At 50.1% G+C, this 17,275-nt stretch carries 17 protein-coding genes and 1 riboswitch; of the genes, 3 read left to right on the forward strand and 14 right to left on the reverse strand.

Annotation, left to right across the window (positions count from 1 at the left end; genetic code table 11):
* Positions 1-24 precede the first annotated feature (24 nt).
* From kdpA to BMW43_RS11665, 11 genes are all read right to left on the reverse strand, one after another.
* On the reverse strand, positions 25-1,731 hold the full coding sequence (gene kdpA / locus BMW43_RS11615; protein ID WP_091747436.1) for a potassium-transporting ATPase subunit KdpA: 1,707 nt from the start codon (positions 1,729-1,731) through the stop codon (positions 25-27).
* 2 nt (positions 1,732-1,733) lie between these two features.
* On the reverse strand, positions 1,734-1,820 hold the full coding sequence (gene kdpF / locus BMW43_RS21865) for a K(+)-transporting ATPase subunit F (protein WP_091747439.1): 87 nt from the start codon (positions 1,818-1,820) through the stop codon (positions 1,734-1,736).
* 174 nt (positions 1,821-1,994) lie between these two features.
* The gene (locus BMW43_RS11625) at positions 1,995-3,071 is read right to left on the reverse strand and encodes a mechanosensitive ion channel family protein (RefSeq protein ID WP_091747442.1); all 1,077 of its coding nucleotides are present in this window, start codon (positions 3,069-3,071) and stop codon (positions 1,995-1,997) included.
* A 248-nt stretch (positions 3,072-3,319) separates the two neighbouring features.
* Positions 3,320-3,730, reverse strand: a complete 411-nt coding sequence (locus BMW43_RS11630) for a hemerythrin domain-containing protein (protein WP_177173573.1) — start codon at positions 3,728-3,730, stop codon at positions 3,320-3,322.
* Between the two features lie 283 nt (positions 3,731-4,013).
* Entirely contained in the window at positions 4,014-5,237 is a 1,224-nt protein-coding gene (gene trxB, locus BMW43_RS11635) for a thioredoxin-disulfide reductase (protein ID WP_091747448.1), read from the reverse strand.
* A 64-nt stretch (positions 5,238-5,301) separates the two neighbouring features.
* Entirely contained in the window at positions 5,302-5,568 is a 267-nt protein-coding gene (locus BMW43_RS11640) for a hypothetical protein (RefSeq protein ID WP_091747450.1), read from the reverse strand.
* Between the two features lie 9 nt (positions 5,569-5,577).
* The gene (locus BMW43_RS11645; protein WP_091747541.1) at positions 5,578-6,585 is read right to left on the reverse strand and encodes a DMT family transporter; all 1,008 of its coding nucleotides are present in this window, start codon (positions 6,583-6,585) and stop codon (positions 5,578-5,580) included.
* Positions 6,586-6,864: 279 nt separating this feature from the next.
* Positions 6,865-7,683: an ABC transporter ATP-binding protein gene (locus BMW43_RS11650; RefSeq protein WP_218140662.1), complete on the reverse strand. Its 819-nt coding sequence runs from the start codon at positions 7,681-7,683 to the stop codon at positions 6,865-6,867.
* A 21-nt stretch (positions 7,684-7,704) separates the two neighbouring features.
* The gene (locus BMW43_RS11655) at positions 7,705-8,754 is read right to left on the reverse strand and encodes a taurine ABC transporter substrate-binding protein (RefSeq protein ID WP_091747456.1); all 1,050 of its coding nucleotides are present in this window, start codon (positions 8,752-8,754) and stop codon (positions 7,705-7,707) included.
* Positions 8,755-8,795: 41 nt separating this feature from the next.
* Positions 8,796-9,602: an ABC transporter permease gene (locus tag BMW43_RS11660; RefSeq protein ID WP_218140663.1), complete on the reverse strand. Its 807-nt coding sequence runs from the start codon at positions 9,600-9,602 to the stop codon at positions 8,796-8,798.
* Positions 9,603-9,798: 196 nt separating this feature from the next.
* Entirely contained in the window at positions 9,799-10,692 is an 894-nt protein-coding gene (locus BMW43_RS11665) for a LysR family transcriptional regulator (RefSeq protein ID WP_091747459.1), read from the reverse strand.
* 228 nt (positions 10,693-10,920) lie between these two features.
* On the opposite strand from BMW43_RS11665, the gene BMW43_RS11670 reads away from it, so the two are divergent.
* Positions 10,921-12,972, forward strand: a complete 2,052-nt coding sequence (locus tag BMW43_RS11670; RefSeq protein WP_218140664.1) for an alkaline phosphatase family protein — start codon at positions 10,921-10,923, stop codon at positions 12,970-12,972.
* Positions 12,973-13,041: 69 nt separating this feature from the next.
* The gene (locus tag BMW43_RS11675; protein WP_091747464.1) at positions 13,042-13,368 is read left to right on the forward strand and encodes a thioredoxin family protein; all 327 of its coding nucleotides are present in this window, start codon (positions 13,042-13,044) and stop codon (positions 13,366-13,368) included.
* A 122-nt stretch (positions 13,369-13,490) separates the two neighbouring features.
* On the opposite strand, the gene BMW43_RS11680 is transcribed toward BMW43_RS11675, so the two are convergent.
* The gene (locus BMW43_RS11680; protein ID WP_218140665.1) at positions 13,491-15,044 is read right to left on the reverse strand and encodes a subtype B tannase; all 1,554 of its coding nucleotides are present in this window, start codon (positions 15,042-15,044) and stop codon (positions 13,491-13,493) included.
* A gap of 770 nt (positions 15,045-15,814) precedes the next feature.
* Entirely contained in the window at positions 15,815-16,177 is a 363-nt protein-coding gene (locus tag BMW43_RS11685) for a hypothetical protein (RefSeq protein ID WP_245732396.1), read from the reverse strand.
* 273 nt (positions 16,178-16,450) lie between these two features.
* On the opposite strand from BMW43_RS11685, the gene BMW43_RS20895 reads away from it, so the two are divergent.
* The gene (locus BMW43_RS20895; protein ID WP_143050613.1) at positions 16,451-16,600 is read left to right on the forward strand and encodes a small acid-soluble spore protein P; all 150 of its coding nucleotides are present in this window, start codon (positions 16,451-16,453) and stop codon (positions 16,598-16,600) included.
* A gap of 240 nt (positions 16,601-16,840) precedes the next feature.
* On the opposite strand, the gene BMW43_RS21735 is transcribed toward BMW43_RS20895, so the two are convergent.
* A complete protein-coding gene (locus BMW43_RS21735) occupies positions 16,841-16,966 on the reverse strand; it encodes a hypothetical protein (protein ID WP_281246127.1) in 126 nt (41 codons plus the stop codon).
* Between the two features lie 159 nt (positions 16,967-17,125).
* Positions 17,126-17,214: riboswitch (cyclic di-GMP riboswitch) on the reverse strand.
* Positions 17,215-17,275: the final 61 nt, after the last annotated feature.

A 17,275-nucleotide genomic window follows, 5' to 3' on the forward strand; every position in this document is an offset into this window, starting at 1 on the left:
TTGGAATCTTCCTTTCCGTTTGTTCTAGAATGCAACGCCGCCATAAAGCAATAGCTGTTCAAGCACCGGTCCTAAAGCCAGCGACGGCAAAAAGGTCAGTGCCCCGACAATTAAAACCACACCGCTTACCAGTACGACAAACAAGCCGCCTGTCGTCGTGAACGTCCCCGGTCCCACCGGCGACGTTTTCTTCTGGGCCATGCTGCCGGCAATAGCCAGTACCGGCAGGATCACGCCAAACCGCCCGATCAGCATGGCAACGGCTAATAGCAGGTCATAAAAAACGGTATTTACCGTAAGCCCGGCGAAGGCACTGCCGTTATTGGCGGCACCGGAAGCAAAAGCATACAGCACTTCACTCAGCCCATGGGGTCCGTTATTTAATATACCGGCCTGGCCGGCCTCGGTTACCACGGCGGCGGCAGCCCCCAGCAAAATGACGGCCGAAGGAATCAGGATAGCTAAGCTGGCCATTTTCATTTCGCGGGCTTCAATCTTTTTCCCGATATATTCAGGAGTCCGGCCCACCATCAGACCGACAATGAAGACGGTAATGAATACATACAGCATGATGCCGTAAAAGCCGGCCCCCACACCACCAAACACCACTTCGCCCAGCATCATCTGCAGCATAGGGAATAATCCGCCCAGCGGGGTTAAGCTGTCGTGCATGGCATTAACCGCGCCGCAGGATGCCGCCGTGGTCACAGTGGCAAACAGGGAAGATCCCCCGATGCCAAACCGTACTTCTTTCCCTTCCAGCGAAGAGAAACCACTGACACCAAGCTCCTGCACCAGCGGATTGCCGTATCGCTCACTGATATAAGTACCGGCAAACATCAAAGTAAACAATAACAGCATGGCACTTAAAATGGCATAGCCCTGCCGTTGGTTCCCGCTCATCCGGCCAAACAGGAGGACCGTAGCTGCCGGTATTAAAAAGATACTGAGCATCTGCAGGAAATTGGTCAAAGCTGTCGGGTTTTCAAAGGGATGAGCCGAATTGGCGTTGAAAAAACCACCGCCGTTGGTACCAAGCATTTTAATGGCTTCCTGTGAGGCCACCGGTCCCATGGCCAGCGTCTGTTTGGCCCCTTCCAGCGTCTGGACAGTCACATAGGGGGAAAGATTCTGCAAAACCCCCTGCCCGACCAGAATGATCGAGAAAAGGATGGATAAGGGAAGCAGGACCCAAATCACGCTGCGAGTCATATCCACCCAGTAATTGCCGATCCGGTTGGTTGACTTACGTACCAGTCCCCGGATTAAGGCAACAGCTACAGCCAGCCCCGTAGCAGCCGACAAGAAATTCTGCACCGTAAGCGCCAGCATCTGCGTAAAATAGCTCATGGTCGACTCGCCGCCATAGGCTTGCCAGTTGGTATTGGTCATGAAGCTGACAGCCGTATTCAGGGCAAGGTGCCAGGGTTCTACATTGGCTAACTGCTCGGGATTAAAGGGTAAATATTGCTGCACCGCCTGCAGGACATACACAGCTATCGCTCCCGCTATATTAAAGACCACCAATTGCAGGCTATAGGTTTTCCAGTCTGTTTCTTTGGTTTCATCAATTCCGCCAAGCCGGTATACAGCTCTCTCCAGGGGACGGAACAGCCGGTCAAGCGGCGTTTTTTCCCCGGAAAAAACCCGGTCCATATAGGCCCCCAAGGGCCAGGCCAGGCCAAGCAGTAGAGCCACAAACAATAGAAATACAATCATATCATGTGTCATGGTTAAAATTCCTCCGGCCTTACCAAGGCATAAATTAAATATATCAACAATAAAACCGCCAATATCCCTGCCAGATATAAATCCATCATGAATCTCCTCCTCCGGAAATGTAGCTTTATTGTAATCCCGTTCCCGGTAAAAATGGCGTCAAGAATCCGGCCGGCCCTATAAAGAAAATGTAAAGATTGCAGCAAAAACCGATGGAAGCCACAAAAAAACAAAAATCCCCGACCTGTTAAGTCGGAGATTCTTAGTATGTACTGCTATGATACGGATTTTACCGCCACCGGCTGCGGCTCCCAGCTAACCGTGCGGGTAGGGAACGGAATAATGATACCCTCTCTCTGATAACGGACATGGATCCGTTTGATAAATTCGTGGCGGACAAGGCTTTGATCCGTAACTGTCTTAACCCGCAGAATCACGTTAAAATTGATACTGGACTCGGCAAAGCTGTTATAGCGGACTACCGGCTCAAAATCGTTGGCCCCGCCGGCCATCTCCCGGATCACTTCTTTAGCCACTTCGACAGTTACCCGTTCCACCTGCTCCAAATCACTCTCGTAGCTGACGCCGATCGGAATGGCGATAGAACACTCGGCAAAAGGCTGGGCGTAATTGGTAATGGTTGTCGAGGCAAATTTCTGGTTAGGTATAACCACCATGTTTTCCGTAGGCGTCATGATCGTAGTATTCCGCCAGTTCATATCCACCACATGACCCTCTTCATTCGTCGATAATTTTACAAAGTCACCAATCTTGATCTGTTTGGCCACCAGAATATTAATGCCGGAAAATAAATTGGCCAGCGTATCCTGCAACGCCAGCGCAACGGCCAAGCCGCCGACACCTAAAGCGGTAAGCAAAGGCGAAATGGCAACGCCGAAGGACTCCAGTAAAAACAGGATGCCTATGGTATACACGGCCAAATCAATCGTTGTCGCCAAAATGGATGTGGATGCAAAAGCACCGGACGTCTTCCCGAACTTTTGCTTCAAATAGCCTGACGCCAGACGGGCAATCAGCAAGGTGAACGATAAAATGACCAGCGAATGGAACAATCGTTGCAAAAATAGCAGCGGGTGCGGCGGAATTGCCAGAATTTCAGTCGCCGCGTACAAGCCGATCAGTATGCCCAGCAGAGTAGGAATGCCGCGAAAAGTTTGCTTTAGCAGGGAATAGGCTATATTCGTCTTTCCGGCAATGATTTTCAGCAGCTTGTCAAATAGCACCCGGATAACGACAATGCCCAGTATCAGACATAATAAGAAAACCAGCAGGTGGACTTTTAAACCACCATTGATAATTCGGTTCATCCATTCAGTTATTATTGCAGGCATATGTACCTCCCTTAACAAAACAATATGTTTACATAATATGTATTCGTCTTATTCTGTCTTTTTCCTCCATCCATCCGTACCTTTTTCAATTTGACGGCTGGCGGCAACTTCCTGCCGCCAGCCAGCTTTCCCCGGCTATTCTCTTTCCACAATAAAAAAATCCCGGCCCGCGATCAGTGCCCCGCCAACTTTGAAAGTGTAGTTTCAGAGTTGGCGGAGCACTAGCTATCGCAAGCCGGGATTCGCCTTTATCCCACCAGAGAATATAAGGAATGATCTTCTTTTTTTATCCGTTCGGCAATGGCCTTAAACACTAGATCCCGTTCCTGCATAAAGCCTGCCGGGTCCGCCTTAATGGCCGGCGCCGACATATATTTCCCCTTAAAAGCGGTAAAGGCATTAACCAAACCACCCATTTCACGCATAAACCGCAGGCTGGCTTCCTTGACTTTGGCATCCTGATGCTTTTGTAAATCAGGATACACATATTTGTCCTCATGCAGCAAATGTATATTGATTTTCCCGGCCAATTGCCCCAGCAATAGCGATATTTTAAAGGCGTTCTCCGTAATATTGTCAAGGCTGCGATAACCGCCGATCGCCGCCAGCAGTTGCTTGATTTCATCATGCTGCCGGTTAATTGTGTTCTTATCAATCATGTTGATCCCCTCCAACCGTACTTTTAGCCTTATTTTACCAAGGCTTGCTTTCATCGGCTGTGATCTATATCAACATGACAGCAATAATTTTCAACTGGCAAAATAGAGCTTCACCTACAGGGTAGCTACTAGGGAACCACTGATTTATTCACACCGCACATCCTGGCGGATCTTTTTCCGCCTGGCTGCGTCAGCAAAACCTTGAAATAGGGACCGCTATTCCTGCGGTTTTACTTTCTTGCCAGTCGAAAAAATCTCTCGCCAGGCCGGCAGGCTCATTAAATCAACGGTTCCCTAGACCGGCCAGAACCTCTGTCACCGCATCGGCGGTCCCAACGCCAGCAAAGGTTTTTACCGTTTTTCCCTTGTTGACGACAACGGCAGCCGGAACGCTGTCAATCCGGTATTTGTCCGCAAGTCGTTGTTTACGGGAAACATCCACCTTAACAACTTTTAGTGGGCGGCCCGAAGCAGCGGCCGCCGCTTCCCAGGCCGCTACCGCGTCAATACAGTTATTTTGCCGCGGATTCCAAAACAGCAAAACAACGGGAATATCCGACGCCAGCACGTCCTCCTTAAAGCTGGTTTCCTCTTCCAAATACCGTTCGGCCGCCACCGCGGCAACGGCACCGTCGTGGGCTGCCGTTACCACCTGCCGTAAATATTTCGGTTTTACATCACCGGCAACAAATACCCCGGCCACAGAGGTTTCCATCCGCTCGGAAGCAAGCACATAGCCGCTTTCGTTCAGGTTCACCTGTCCTTGTAAAAATTTCGTGTTGGGGATCATGCCGGCATAAATAAAGACACCGTCCGCCTGCCGTTCCGTCAAGGCGCCGGTTTTCAGATTTTTCACGACCACGGCAGACACATCGGTATCACCCTTGATTTCATGGAGGACCGAGTTCCAGACAAATTCGATTTTCGAATTTTTAAAAGCCTTCTCCGCACTTACTTTATTACAGTCCACAATCCCTTCACCGTGAATCACAATGATGGTTACCTTGCGGGCAAACTTGGTAATATAGCTGGCTTCTTCCACGGCGGCATCGCCATTCCCCACCACCACTACCTCCAGATCCTGATAAAACTGCGCATCACAGGCGGCACAGTAGGATACCCCATTGCCGCGGAAGGCCCGCTCACCGGGAATATTAAGCAAACGGGGCTGTGAGCCAGGAGCTAAAATAACGGCTCGTGCCTGGTATGACTGGCCTCTTTTGGTACGGACCTGTTTGATTTCTTCCTGCAAATCGACTTCCGTTACTTCCGCTTTGACCAGCTCCGCCCCAAAGCCGGCGGCATGCTCGGCCCATTCCTGCATGAGCTTAGGTCCGGAAGCGCTTTTGACCCCAGGGTAATTGACGATTTCGCGGGTGGTAAACGCCTGTCCGCCCAGGGTTCCCTTTTCTAAAATTACCGTTTTCAGCCGGGCCCTGGCACCATAAATACCGGCCGACAAGCCGGCCGGCCCGCCGCCGATAATCAACAAATCATATACTGACAATGGTATGCACTCCCATCCTAATTGATCAATATGCCTCCCGGCACGCGCCTTCTAAGCCGTTTTTTCATCCTATATATTTCATTTTGCCAATCCCCTGCGAAGTAATCCGGTAAACGGAAAGCAGTTTGCCGTCGGCCGCTATGGCCGCGTCAGATACTTCGATTAAGCCGGCTGTTTTTAAGGAAATCAGACATTCGCCAATCCCTTTTTCATTTATACAGGCATCCCGGGGATATTCTCTTTTCAACATACAATATATATTTTCCACGGAAGTTTCCTGCTGCTGAAAGATGATTTGCAGCACCCGGAACTTCACAGGCAATATTCCCATATAATTTCCTCACTTGCTTCGCAGATTAACCAAATTCCGGGGATTTCCGATGGTAAGCACCGTACCAATGCTGATAACAACCACACCGCCCAGCAAGCCGGGAGTGATGGTTAGGCTATTCAGCAGCCAGCTAAAAAACACCGACCACAGGGCATAGGTCACGTTCAGTCCCATAGCTCGGGCAACGCCGGTCATATTCATCGCGCGATACCAGAACAAAAAAGAAGCGGCGCCCACCAGGGCAATACCCGCCATATACCAGGCCACAGATGTGGTCAAAAGCGCCAGCAGCAGGGTATAGGAGCCACTTCCCAACAAAGGAAAAATGGCTAATACATACACAGCAAAGGAAGTACATTGTCTTATCCCGCTGGCAATATCCGAATCGACTAAATCCATGCCAAACGTGGCCAGCACTCCTTCCAGAGCCCAGCCCAGGGCTGCGACAGCCGACAGGCCAATTCCCAAATAAAAATCAGGATACTTGCCTGTATCCGGCGGCACATAGCCGACCAGGAACGATCCCAGCACGGCCAGCCCGATGCCGCACCACACCCGGACGTTAACTTTTTCCTTAAGAAAAATCCCGCCCAGGGCGGCACCCAACGCCGGATAGGCAGCGGTAATCGCCGCCGCGTAAGAGGCACCGGCAAAATAAATGGCCAGCAAATTAGCTCCCATACCAATCGGTCCGCCTAACAAAGCGGCAGCCATTACAATTTTACCCGGCTGGGTTTTTAAAGTCCGCCAGTAATCGCGCCATTTGCCACTTACCACATTCCTGCCAAACAGCCAGGCAGCCGCAAACCCATCGTGCAGGCAGCCCCCGACCAGCGGAACAAGAAACATACCCGTCTGACCGGTAACCGGCAGTAACGCAAGCACCAACCCCATGAGCACGCCGTCCAGCCCCCAGGTGATGCCTGCCAATAGGCCCATGGCAATTCCTTTTTTCGCATAATTCAATTCCTTCAACGCAAGCGGGGCGTTGATCTGCCCATCTCGCCGGGAACTCATCGTTGAACCCAGCTTGGATTCATCCTTGCCCTGACCGCCCATCCGGCCTCAGGCAAGGCCACACTTTTAAGCTCGCTGCGCGCGCGCACTGCTAATCACTCCCTGTTATCTTCCGCTTTTTGTGCTGATACCTGATAGCTTTATATTCAGTGAAAAAGCAGACGCAGCAGTATGGAATACGTCTGCGTCCATCTTTACTGATCGTAAGGAACCTTTGCGACACCCAGCATCTTGTCATGGCTTACAGCCTTGCTGATACCCGGCCCCGATAGCATGATTTTAATTGGCCGCCTGAATTTGCCCGATCAGGTATTCCCGCATTTGGACAAATTCTTTCGAGGACCGCAACGCACTGAAGGACTGGTTCCGCAGCCGCAACACCAGCGGATTCGGAATATCGCATACGATTCGCCCCGGATTCGGGTGCATAATCAAAATTCGCTCCGCCAGCAGCAAGGCTTCATCGACATCGTGAGTAATAAAAAATAAACATTTGCCTGTTTCTTCCCAAATAGCTCTAAGATGCTTTTGCATGGATTCACGGGTTAACGCGTCCAGGGCGCTAAAGGGTTCATCCAGTAAAATCACGCGCGGATCGGTCGCCAATGTTCTGGCAATAGCCGCTCTTTGTTTCATTCCCCCCGACAGTTGATAGGGCAACAGGGCCGCAAATTGCTCCAGACCAACCATTTTTATATACTTAGCAACAATTCTTTTTCGCTCTTCCTTGGGAATTTGCTGCATCTTCAAACCGAATTCGATATTTTTTTCGATATTGAGCCAGGGCAGCAAATTAGGCTGTTGGAACACCACACCCACCTGAGAGTCCGGTTGAACATGCTCTTTACCGTCCACTTGAATGCTGCCTGCGGTGGGAGCCCGGTAACCGGCAATCACGTTTAACAGCGAGGATTTGCCACAGCCCGACGGACCTAATACGCAGACAAAATCCTTATCGCCAAGGTCCAGACTGATATTGCGCAAGGCTTCCACCTGGCAGGTATCCTGCAGATAAGACAAACTGACATTCGTAAGGGTTATAGTCGACGCCTTTCCCGCTGAGTCGGGCGATGGCGGCTGATATGCCTGGTGCTGCAAGGTCATTCCTCTTCACCCGCCTTACTTTGTATTGTCATATAAATCATTGCGCAACGCCTTTTGATAGACCGATAGCTCCGGCGCCGCCGTTATGGTTTTCTGGACAACCAGAAAGTCTGCCGTTTCTTTCAAGAGTTTGGCAAAATCGCCCGGATGGTCCGGCGTTCCTAAATACTTGCTGTCGGTTTGCTGTTTGGCATCGAGTACAATAATCTCATTCATCGCTTTCAAGCTGGCCTCGGGAGAAAGTCCCAGTTCTTTGGAAAGTGCCTGAGCCGATTCCTGTGGGTGGGAACGGTAGTATTGCACGGCTTCATCCAGCACCGAAATATACGTTTTCACTGCCTGCGGATACTTTTGGACAAAATCGTTATAGACAATGCCGAATTCTCCCGTAATGCCGCCTTTTTCCGCCACTTCCTTCGAGGTGATCAATACTTTGCCGCCGTCGGCCACCAACTGGGATTGAGCAGGCTGCCAGGCATAGCCGCCGACAATGTCATTTCTTTGCCAGGCCGCGATTAAATCAGGCATCTGCATATCCAGAATCGTAATGTCCGCCGGGTTGATTCCCTGCTGTTTCAGGGCCGACAACAAACTAAAATGAGAGGTTGAGCCAAAGGTTGTGGCAATCTTTTTACCCTTCAGGTCCTGCAGCGAATTAATGCCACTGTCTTTTTTTACTACCAGGGCTTCGCTTTCACCGATAATATCGTGTAGATAATACACCTGATAAGGCAGGCCCTGGGCAATGCCCACCGCTCCCGGTGGTGTTCCTACCAGGCCAAAATCAATGGAGCCACTGGCAATTGCCGTATTCACATCCCGCCCCGAATCAAATTTAATCCACGAAATCTTAGTTCCCGGGAATTTCTTTTCCGCCAACCCCAGAGCTTTTGCCAATAACTCACCATTGGGGCTCACCTGATAGCCGATGCGGATTTCTTTGGGTACATCGGCTGCCCCCGTCTTAGTGTCGCCTGTTTTGCCGGTATCCGTTGAACAGCCGCCCGCTACCACCATGAAACTTAATAAAAGCATGATTACGATACTCTGCCATCTGATTCTCATTTTTCCTCTTTCCTTTCGTTTTTTATTTTATATATAATTTCTTAGTCCTTACCAATCCACGGCGAGGTACGCCGCAAGGCCAAACGTATTCCGGCGTCCAGTAAAATAGCAATGGCGCCCATAATAATAATGCCTACGTAAATAATGTCGTTGCGCAAAAATTTGCTGGCATCGAGAACCATCCAGCCAATACCGGAAACGGCTGCCACCATTTCGGCCGCCACTAACGTCGCATAGGTCACACCCACAGCGGTCCGCAAACCGGTCAATAAGTCAGGCAGGCAGGAAGGCAGAATCACGTAGACAAATAACCGCCACCCCGCGGCCCCCAGTGATTTAACGCCGTTAATCCGGTCCACCGGTATACGCTGCACGCTGTATACGGCGGCAATAAACAGCGGCGGAAAAGCGCTTAATGCCAATAAAGCCACTTTGGAAACATCGGTAATGCCAAACCACAGCACCAGCAAGGTATAATAGGCCAGCGGCGGCAAGGGCCGGTAAAACTCAATAAACGGGTCGAAAACAGCCAGGATCAGCCGCGACCGGCCGCAAACAAGCCCTAAAGGAATCGCAGTCACCAAAGCCATCGCCAGCGCCAGAAAAAGCCGTCTCATACTGGAAAAAATATGATACCCTAACGATTGACCCTTATAGCCTTCGGCCAGAATATCCTGAAAAGCCCGCCATACCATCTCCGGCGAAGGTACAAACACCTGATTAAACATATGCAGCCGGCTGCCCACTTCCCAGCCGGTCAGTACGATGAGCACCGCCAGCATAGAAACCGTCTTATACAATGCGTCACCCCGCCAAAACCGGCCAGCTACCGCGTTTGATCTCGTCAAACTCTTCAATCCTCCTCATCACCGCCGGAAAATCCGGTTCAAAAAAAATAAAAAAAGGCCAAGAAAAACACGACTCGTTTTTCTTAGCCTTCAGTCATCTGATCAGCTACTGTGGAATTTGTGATAAGTCTATAACAGGAATATCCCGATTGTCAAGTGCCTTTTTTTATATTTTTCCCCGTTGTGTGCCAGGCTGTTAGGAAGAAAACGCCGCCCGGATTGCTTTCATCAGCTCTTTTTCCAAAGTGGAAAAATGATGCCGTTTGGACCGGGCCATGACAATGGGAATATCGAGCGAGGCATCCGCTACAGGCAGGGCCACCAGCTTTTGGGTCTGGGTATATTCACCGGCCGCCAGACGGGGAACGAAAGCGATGCTGCGGCCTTGCTGCAGTAGTTTTTCCAGCATCGGTATGCTGTCCACCCGGAAGGCAACCTGCAGCGGGCCGTACTCACTCAAAATTTCCGATATGCCGCACTGCGTCGTATATTCGGTATTCAGCAAAATCAGCGGCTGCCTGATGGCTTCGCTCATCTGAATACTGCCTTTGGCCGCAAGCGGGTTATTCCTGCCGGCCAGCACCACCAGTTGGTCACAAAACAGCTCGGTAACCTGAAGGTCTTTGGTTTTCTCCAACTCGCGGGTCTTTATCACAATGCCGAAATCCGCTTTGCCCGCCTGAATATCGCCTAGAATATTATTGGACTCGCCGACCTTTTGCATAACCATAACATTGGGGTAGCGCTGCTTAAACAGCGTCAGCACCTTGGGCATCAGGATCATATTTACATGCTGCTCTACCGCCAGGGATATATCCCCCTTTAGCTCCAGGCCGTCCTGTTTGCCGATCAGCGTGATCTCCTCCATGAGGCGGACGATGTCCTGCGCCTTTTGAATGACGGCCAGGCCGGGTTCCGTCGGATATACGCCCTCGCTGGTTCTTTTCAGCAACCGTACGCCCAGTTCATCCTCCAGCTTGCTGATGGCGGAACTCATGGCCGGCTGGGAGATATGCGAACGTTCCGCAGCCAGGGATATGGACTGAGCCTTATAAATGGCAATCAGGTAAAGCAACTGTTCTATGCGCATGGTTTCCACCCTCACCTGTAATTGATTTCTGATAAACAAGTATTACACTTAATTCACTTCCTGACCGGCAAATCCTTCCCGCGTTTCCCGGATTATTGGGGGCCGCTATAATCTTTCGCTTATACCAGGTATAAGCAGTCCGTATTGTACAGGAAAAACCGGAATTCTTATAATGTATAATCAAAAGCGACCTTAGAACAAGGAGCTCCGAAAAACAAAGGAGTAACCATGATGAAAAGAACGGCTCTTACGCAAAAACTGCTGGTATTGGGCATCGACGGTATGGACCCCAAGATCACCGGCAAATATCTGGCCGCCGGAAAAATGCCCAATTTGCAGGCATTCATTGACCGGGGCGCTGCCAGAAAAGACTTAACAATGCTGGGAGCCATTCCGACCATTACGCCGCCCTGCTGGACCACACTGGCCACCGGTGCCTATCCCGGCACCCACGGGATTACCTGCTATTGGCGGCAATCGCCGGACAGTCTCGACGCCGTGGTGTACAATATGGATTCCCGTTATTGCACGGCCGAACAAATCTGGAACATTACCGCCGAAGCCGGCAAAAAAACGCTGGTCTGGCATTGGCCCGGCAGTTCCTGGCCGCCGACTTCGCCAAGCCCGCAGCTCAGCGTCGTCGACGGCACGCAGCCCGGTTCCGTCAACATGGGCGTTGCCCAGCTCGACTGGGAAAAAATTATTGTGGCCGCACCGGACATCAAAGAAGTCCGCTATGCGCCGCGGGTCGATAAACCGGCCGGCGTCGGCTGTATTATTACCGACCTGGAAGCTACGCTGGACGATGAAGTGGACGATGAAATGATGGAGCTATGGTGGGGGGATAAAGCCCGCCAGGGTGATGAAATCCGGACCTACGTCATGGATGATCAGGATACGGAGGTCGTAATCGGCAGCAAGGTAGCCTACGATATTGTCAACTCACCGCTCAAAGAGGCCACCGGCTGGATAAGTGCCCCGGCGGGGGCCAAAGAATTTACCATCCTGACGTCCGGCGGCGTCATGCGACGTCCTGCCCTGCTGCTCCGGAATGAAACAGGCGAATATGACCGGGTAGCCGTTTATAAAAATAAAAAGGCCGCCGCACCGCTGGTTACGCTGGAAAGAGACAAAATGGTGACCGGAATTATTGACGATGTGACCAAAAATGAAGTAACCAAGCCGGCCTGCCGTTCGATGAAGCTGCTGGAGTTAGATCCCGCCGGCAACCGGGTCCGGCTGTGGATCAGCAACGCGCTGGATATTGCCAACGATATGCTCTGGCATCCCAAGACCCTCTTCGACGACATAACCCGGCACATCGGCGTCGTTCCGCCGGTCAGCTTAATCGGCGGCGAGGATGCCGAATTAGTGCGGGAAATTTTCGAACCGTCCTGGGCGCTCTATAACCGGTGGCAAGCCGCCTGCCTCAACTATTGCATCAGGGAAAAGGGCTATGAAGTCGTATTTTCTCATTTACACAATATTGACTGCGCCAGCCATCAGTTATGGCACCTGGCTAAAACGCTGCCCGAATGGCAGCATACCGACGAGGCAACCTATCAGCAGTTTATCGAGAAATTCTACCGCCAAACCGATGAGTATTTCGGGGAATTCCTGCACCTGCTGGAAGACGGCTGGACCGTGCTCATTGTAAGTGATCACGGCCTCATTGTCGGCGAAAATGTACCGCCTATTTTAGGGGAATACGGCGGTCTTAATACCAAAGTCATGGAAGCACTTGGCTATACCGTGTTAAAGAAGGATGAAAACGGCAACTCCCTGCGGGAAGTGGACTGGGAAAAAACAAGAGCGGTCCAGATCCGCAGCAATTATATTTATATTAACCTGAAAGGGCGCGACAAACACGGCATTGTTGATCAGAAGGACAAATACGCCCTGGAAGAGCAAATTATCAATGACCTGTACAATTACCGGGATCACCGGTCCGGCCGGCGGGTTGTCGGCATCTGCCTCCGCAATAAGGACGCGGTGCTGCTCGGCACGCACGGCCCCGAATGCGGCGATATTTTCTTTTCCATTGAGGAGGGGCATAATCGCTTGCATGGCGACAGCCTCTCGACGTCGGAAGGCTATTTTGACACCTCGGTCTCACCGATCTTCGTAGCGGCCGGCCCGGGCATTAAGCCCGGCTTTACCACCGACCGTATTATCCGCCAGGTCGATGTGGCACCGTCCGTTTCGGCGTTGCTTGGCTTGCGGTATCCGGCGCAGTGCGAAGGAGCTCCCCTTTATCAGATTTTATCCGAAGAAATTTAATTTCCGGCGGCGGGACGCTTGTCTTAAAAAAACTCTGCCGTTTTAAAGCATGCAGGAAGGAGAAACACTATGACACTGCAACAGTTGGAAAGCAACCGTTTTGACGAGGTTATCTATGACAACGGCGAAGCCTGCCTGGTAGCCTTTACCAAGAAAAACTGCCCCGTTTGCAAAGAAGTCATTCCCTTACTGGAGGACCTGCAGGCGCAGCATAAAGAAAACTTCGGCTTCTATACCGTAGATGTGGAGAAAAGCGTGAATTTATCCCAACGTTTTTCCTTAAAGGGAGTCCCGTCGATTATTTTCTTCAATGACGGGGCACTAAAGGGAAAACTGGCCGGCCAAATCGAAGAAGAACAAGTCGAAGAAAAAATTACCGCCACACTTGGTTCCTAACGGCCTTTTCTTGAACTTAGGCGGTAAAACCGTTCTTTAATAAGTAAGCTAAAACTGCCTGGATAAGCTAATACCGCCCTGCCGTTCTTGCCTTTGAACGACAGGGCGGTATTCATTTCTTGTTATTTCGTTTGACAAATCCTGTCCATCCAGGTAAAAAGTTCATCCAGATCATAGTCCCCGGCGTGGCCGATTCCCCAGGGTACGGCAAAGTCTGTGTCATAGCCACTGTTTTGCAATTTGGTAGCCAGGATAAGCGGTATGGCCAAAGCCGTGTTATTATCGGCAGAGCCGTAACGAATTCTCCAGTAATGGGCGGTGGTCGTGTTTTTCGCGCCAATGTAATCCATGGGATTCATCAGTTTGATGATTGTCGGGTCAGCCAGGGAAGCGTTGGCTGCTTTACTATTGTCTTTGGCAAACTGCGTAAAGTGCTGCGCTTTGATGGTGGCCGTACCGAATTCATCATTCTCGGCTGTTGCCAGATTGACGTCGTCAAAGGCGGGGGTAGCCTTCATTCTGCCAATGTACCGATTGTATTGAACTACATCAAGGTCTGTCACCTTTCCATCCTTTATAGTTATCCATTTTAGTCCGGCCAGCTTTGTACCACTGTCCAAAGCTTTTTGGGCCGAAGCAATCACCAGGGATTTCAGATAATCCCTAAACGGGCCCTCTCCGTTCGAGTTTAACGTTAACGCGATTCCGTCGGCCGTTTTAAGCCCCAGGGTGTTCAAATAAGACGGGAACAGCTTCTTTAAAGCCTGGGACAGCTTGGTCTGCTCGGCCGTCAGCGTACCGGCACCGCCCCCCATTTTATTGTTGTAGTCCTGGATGCCGGCAAACTGCCACTCATACGCCGCATCGGCATGGTCTAAGTTGGTAATCGGGCAATAGGCAGAAGCAGCAAAGACATCGTCGCGCGCAGCCGCCGCCCCCAGTTCTTTCAGATAAGGCTCGTAATCGGCACTGTTGCCGGTAGCGCCAAGCAAGGCCGACAAGGCCCCGCCGGCACTGGTGCCGTTGGAAATAATCTTCTCGGCGTCACCGGGCATAACCTTATCGTTATAGCGCAAATACCGGACGGCAGCCTTCAAGTCGACAATAGCGGCAGGTGCCTTGCCAGTGTACTGTCCCTGTTCGTTCTGAGTAGTACGGCCGCGGGCGCCGGCTTCAGCCACCACATACCCTTTGGCTAAGGCAATAGCGGCAGCGTTTTGGCCGTCGTCCGGAGCGCCGCCGGTAGGTCCGACGCCGGGCTGGCCCTCAGGTGCTCCCTCCGGGGCTCTATCCGGCGGACCACCGGGCTTTCTGTCAATCGTCCCCGGAGTACCGGGCATGTAGCCACCCACTGTATTGGGGAAGAAAATAGGAGCTGTATCGGCCGTGTAATTGCCAATGGCTTTCCCTTCAAAATATTTTTTTGGAATATAGATGTTCATAATCTCATAATTGGTATCCACAGGATTTTTCACATAGACAAGGTTCTCATAGGCACGGTAGGTAATCGTCTTATTATCTACGGTTACGGTTTTCTCGGTAAAATTGTTCGCATCAAAATCCAGGCTGTACCCGCTCTGCTGCTCCGGTTTTAACTGTGCCTTGCCCTGACAGCCGGACAGTATCGTCAACGACGTCAGCATCATGATCATGGCCCAACATGTTCTGGCTTTCATAGCTTCATTTTCCTTTCCTGAACAGTCTTTACTATTATTTACGCAGCAAATAAAGCCCCGTTATTCCGGGGTCGTCTTACGCCAGCGTCTGGCAACCACAACACAATACGTTGCGCAATCAACTATATCATAACTTAATTTAGTTGTTATTATAACACTATTGGTAAATTTTTATTTACTACCTATTTTTTCATTGCCTTAGCCTTTATAAGGCAACCAACGTTTTGATCCGGTCAAGGTACTAGTATGATCCTGTGAATACTGACGGCCTATTTTCCGCAAGCCTTCGTTGTCGTCAGTCGGCATACTAACGGTATGCCTCCTTCCTCCGCCTTGTCTCACGAAAAATAGCCTCGCCATTATTCTTACAGTTTTAGGATTGACAAGGTACTAGCTATTTTGCCAAAAACACCAAGAAAAATTCAATTACTTCCTAGGGCTTGTTTGTAAAATACCCAAACGCCCCCTGACAGTGCTTTTTGTGCCATACTTCATTAAATTTTTTTGAAATAGGGGCCGCTATTCCTGCAAAATTTCGCGTGCCCTTTAGGGTATAATTCGTCTGGCGCAAAAATCACTCGCCATAAGTCATTCCGTTAATTTACAAACAAACCCTAACTGAAAACAAGTTTTTTAAGAAACTCCTGCTAAAAACAATAAGAACCTGCGAAGTTCGCAGGTTCTCAACTATTTCGGCTGGCAGGACAGCTTGCCCGGTATTTCTTTATCCTTCCCTGAATGACCGTATTGCCTTGCCAATGACCGTTTTCCTATTTTTTCTCAGCCTTTTTTTCCTTTTTTTCCTTTTCCCCGTTCAACTTCTTCTGCAGCATTTCCATAGCAAGCTGGACCGTTTTCTTATTCTTGCCGCCCACAATAATGCGGAATTCCGGTTTCCACCAGGAACCGCCCACTTTGCCAAAAATAATATTGACCTGAGAATGGGCCTCCCTGGTTTTTTTCACACTTCTGGCGATATGTCCTTTAAACAAAAAGAATAGGCTTAACGATAATTCGCTGCGCATAGGATTTTGTACGCGAAATATCCGGTTGTCCTCTTTGATAACCGGTTTGTCGCTCATTTGCATTTGCATCATCTGCGTCTGTTTTTCTTGTCTATAACGTTGCTGCACGGTGGCCCCCCCTAATGTATTATACTTTGATTGTATCAGGTCTGGCCCGGAAAACCTATACTTATTTTTCACATAACGGCACTCTTTTAAAAAAATGTAATTAAGCCCTCTGCTGCTGCTTCCAATATAGCGTTTTCGGCCTGACAGAAAAGCACAGGCAAGCGCAAATTTTCCAGGGATAGCACCGGCCAGGCCGCGCAAGCTATAGTTAGTATCTTGCTATCGACACAAGACATCCGTTGCCAACAAAACCTGCAAACCGGAGGGGATTGCATGTCCAAGCCCGAAGCCTATCCCGTTGACCAGCCGCATCGTGCCAAAGGTCACAAACAGTCTGACGACAGCCTGCAGGAACCACTTTCGGGATCTAAAACGGTAAAAAATCAAAATCATACCGGTCATCGCCACGGTGAAGGCTCCTAACCAGTACCCTGGCAGTCTTAAAACAGTATCCACTGAATTAAGGCTGATAAGGTACTAGCCCTGCAAGCCGCCCGCTGATTTCTCTTAAAAGAACGGCGGGCGGCTTGCTCTATGATCTCTTTAGTACAGAAAAACCGGTTTCCGTCAGCTACCGCTTTTTTATATATGGAAAAACCTTCGCCGCCATCAATTGTTTATTCCTTATATATACGGCACATTACTTGCCAGCCTGCTGTACACCTATTCCCCTGCCTCTGCCTGCTTTCCATGCTCGGCAATCAGTTCCTCAAGAATCTGAGGTAAGTTCTTCAACAGTTTCATTAGTTCCTCTTCGGTTAATTCTATTTCAGAATCATCCTTTTCCATAATTCAACCCCATCCTCTCCACATGATCTGTACGCTCGGCTCCTAATCGAATAGAATCCGGCCACGGGCTCTCCTTGCAGATAAAGTAACTATCTACAGTTATATTATTTTATGGAAATCCACACAAAAAAACCAGGCAACCTGATCTTCCTGCTGGAAGAAGGCAACCTGGCGATCACAAGCGAATTTTCGCTGACAGACCCATAGCTTTGCGTCCTCATCTTTCGATGAGTTTGCCATTATTATACAATTACTAACTAAATTCTACTTGATCTCGCAATATCCTGTCAATATCCCTTACAGATATTC

Origin of the sequence: Propionispora vibrioides (assembly GCF_900110485.1) — a bacterium.
In the GTDB taxonomy this organism is placed as follows: Bacteria; Bacillota; Negativicutes; order Propionisporales; family Propionisporaceae; genus Propionispora; species Propionispora vibrioides.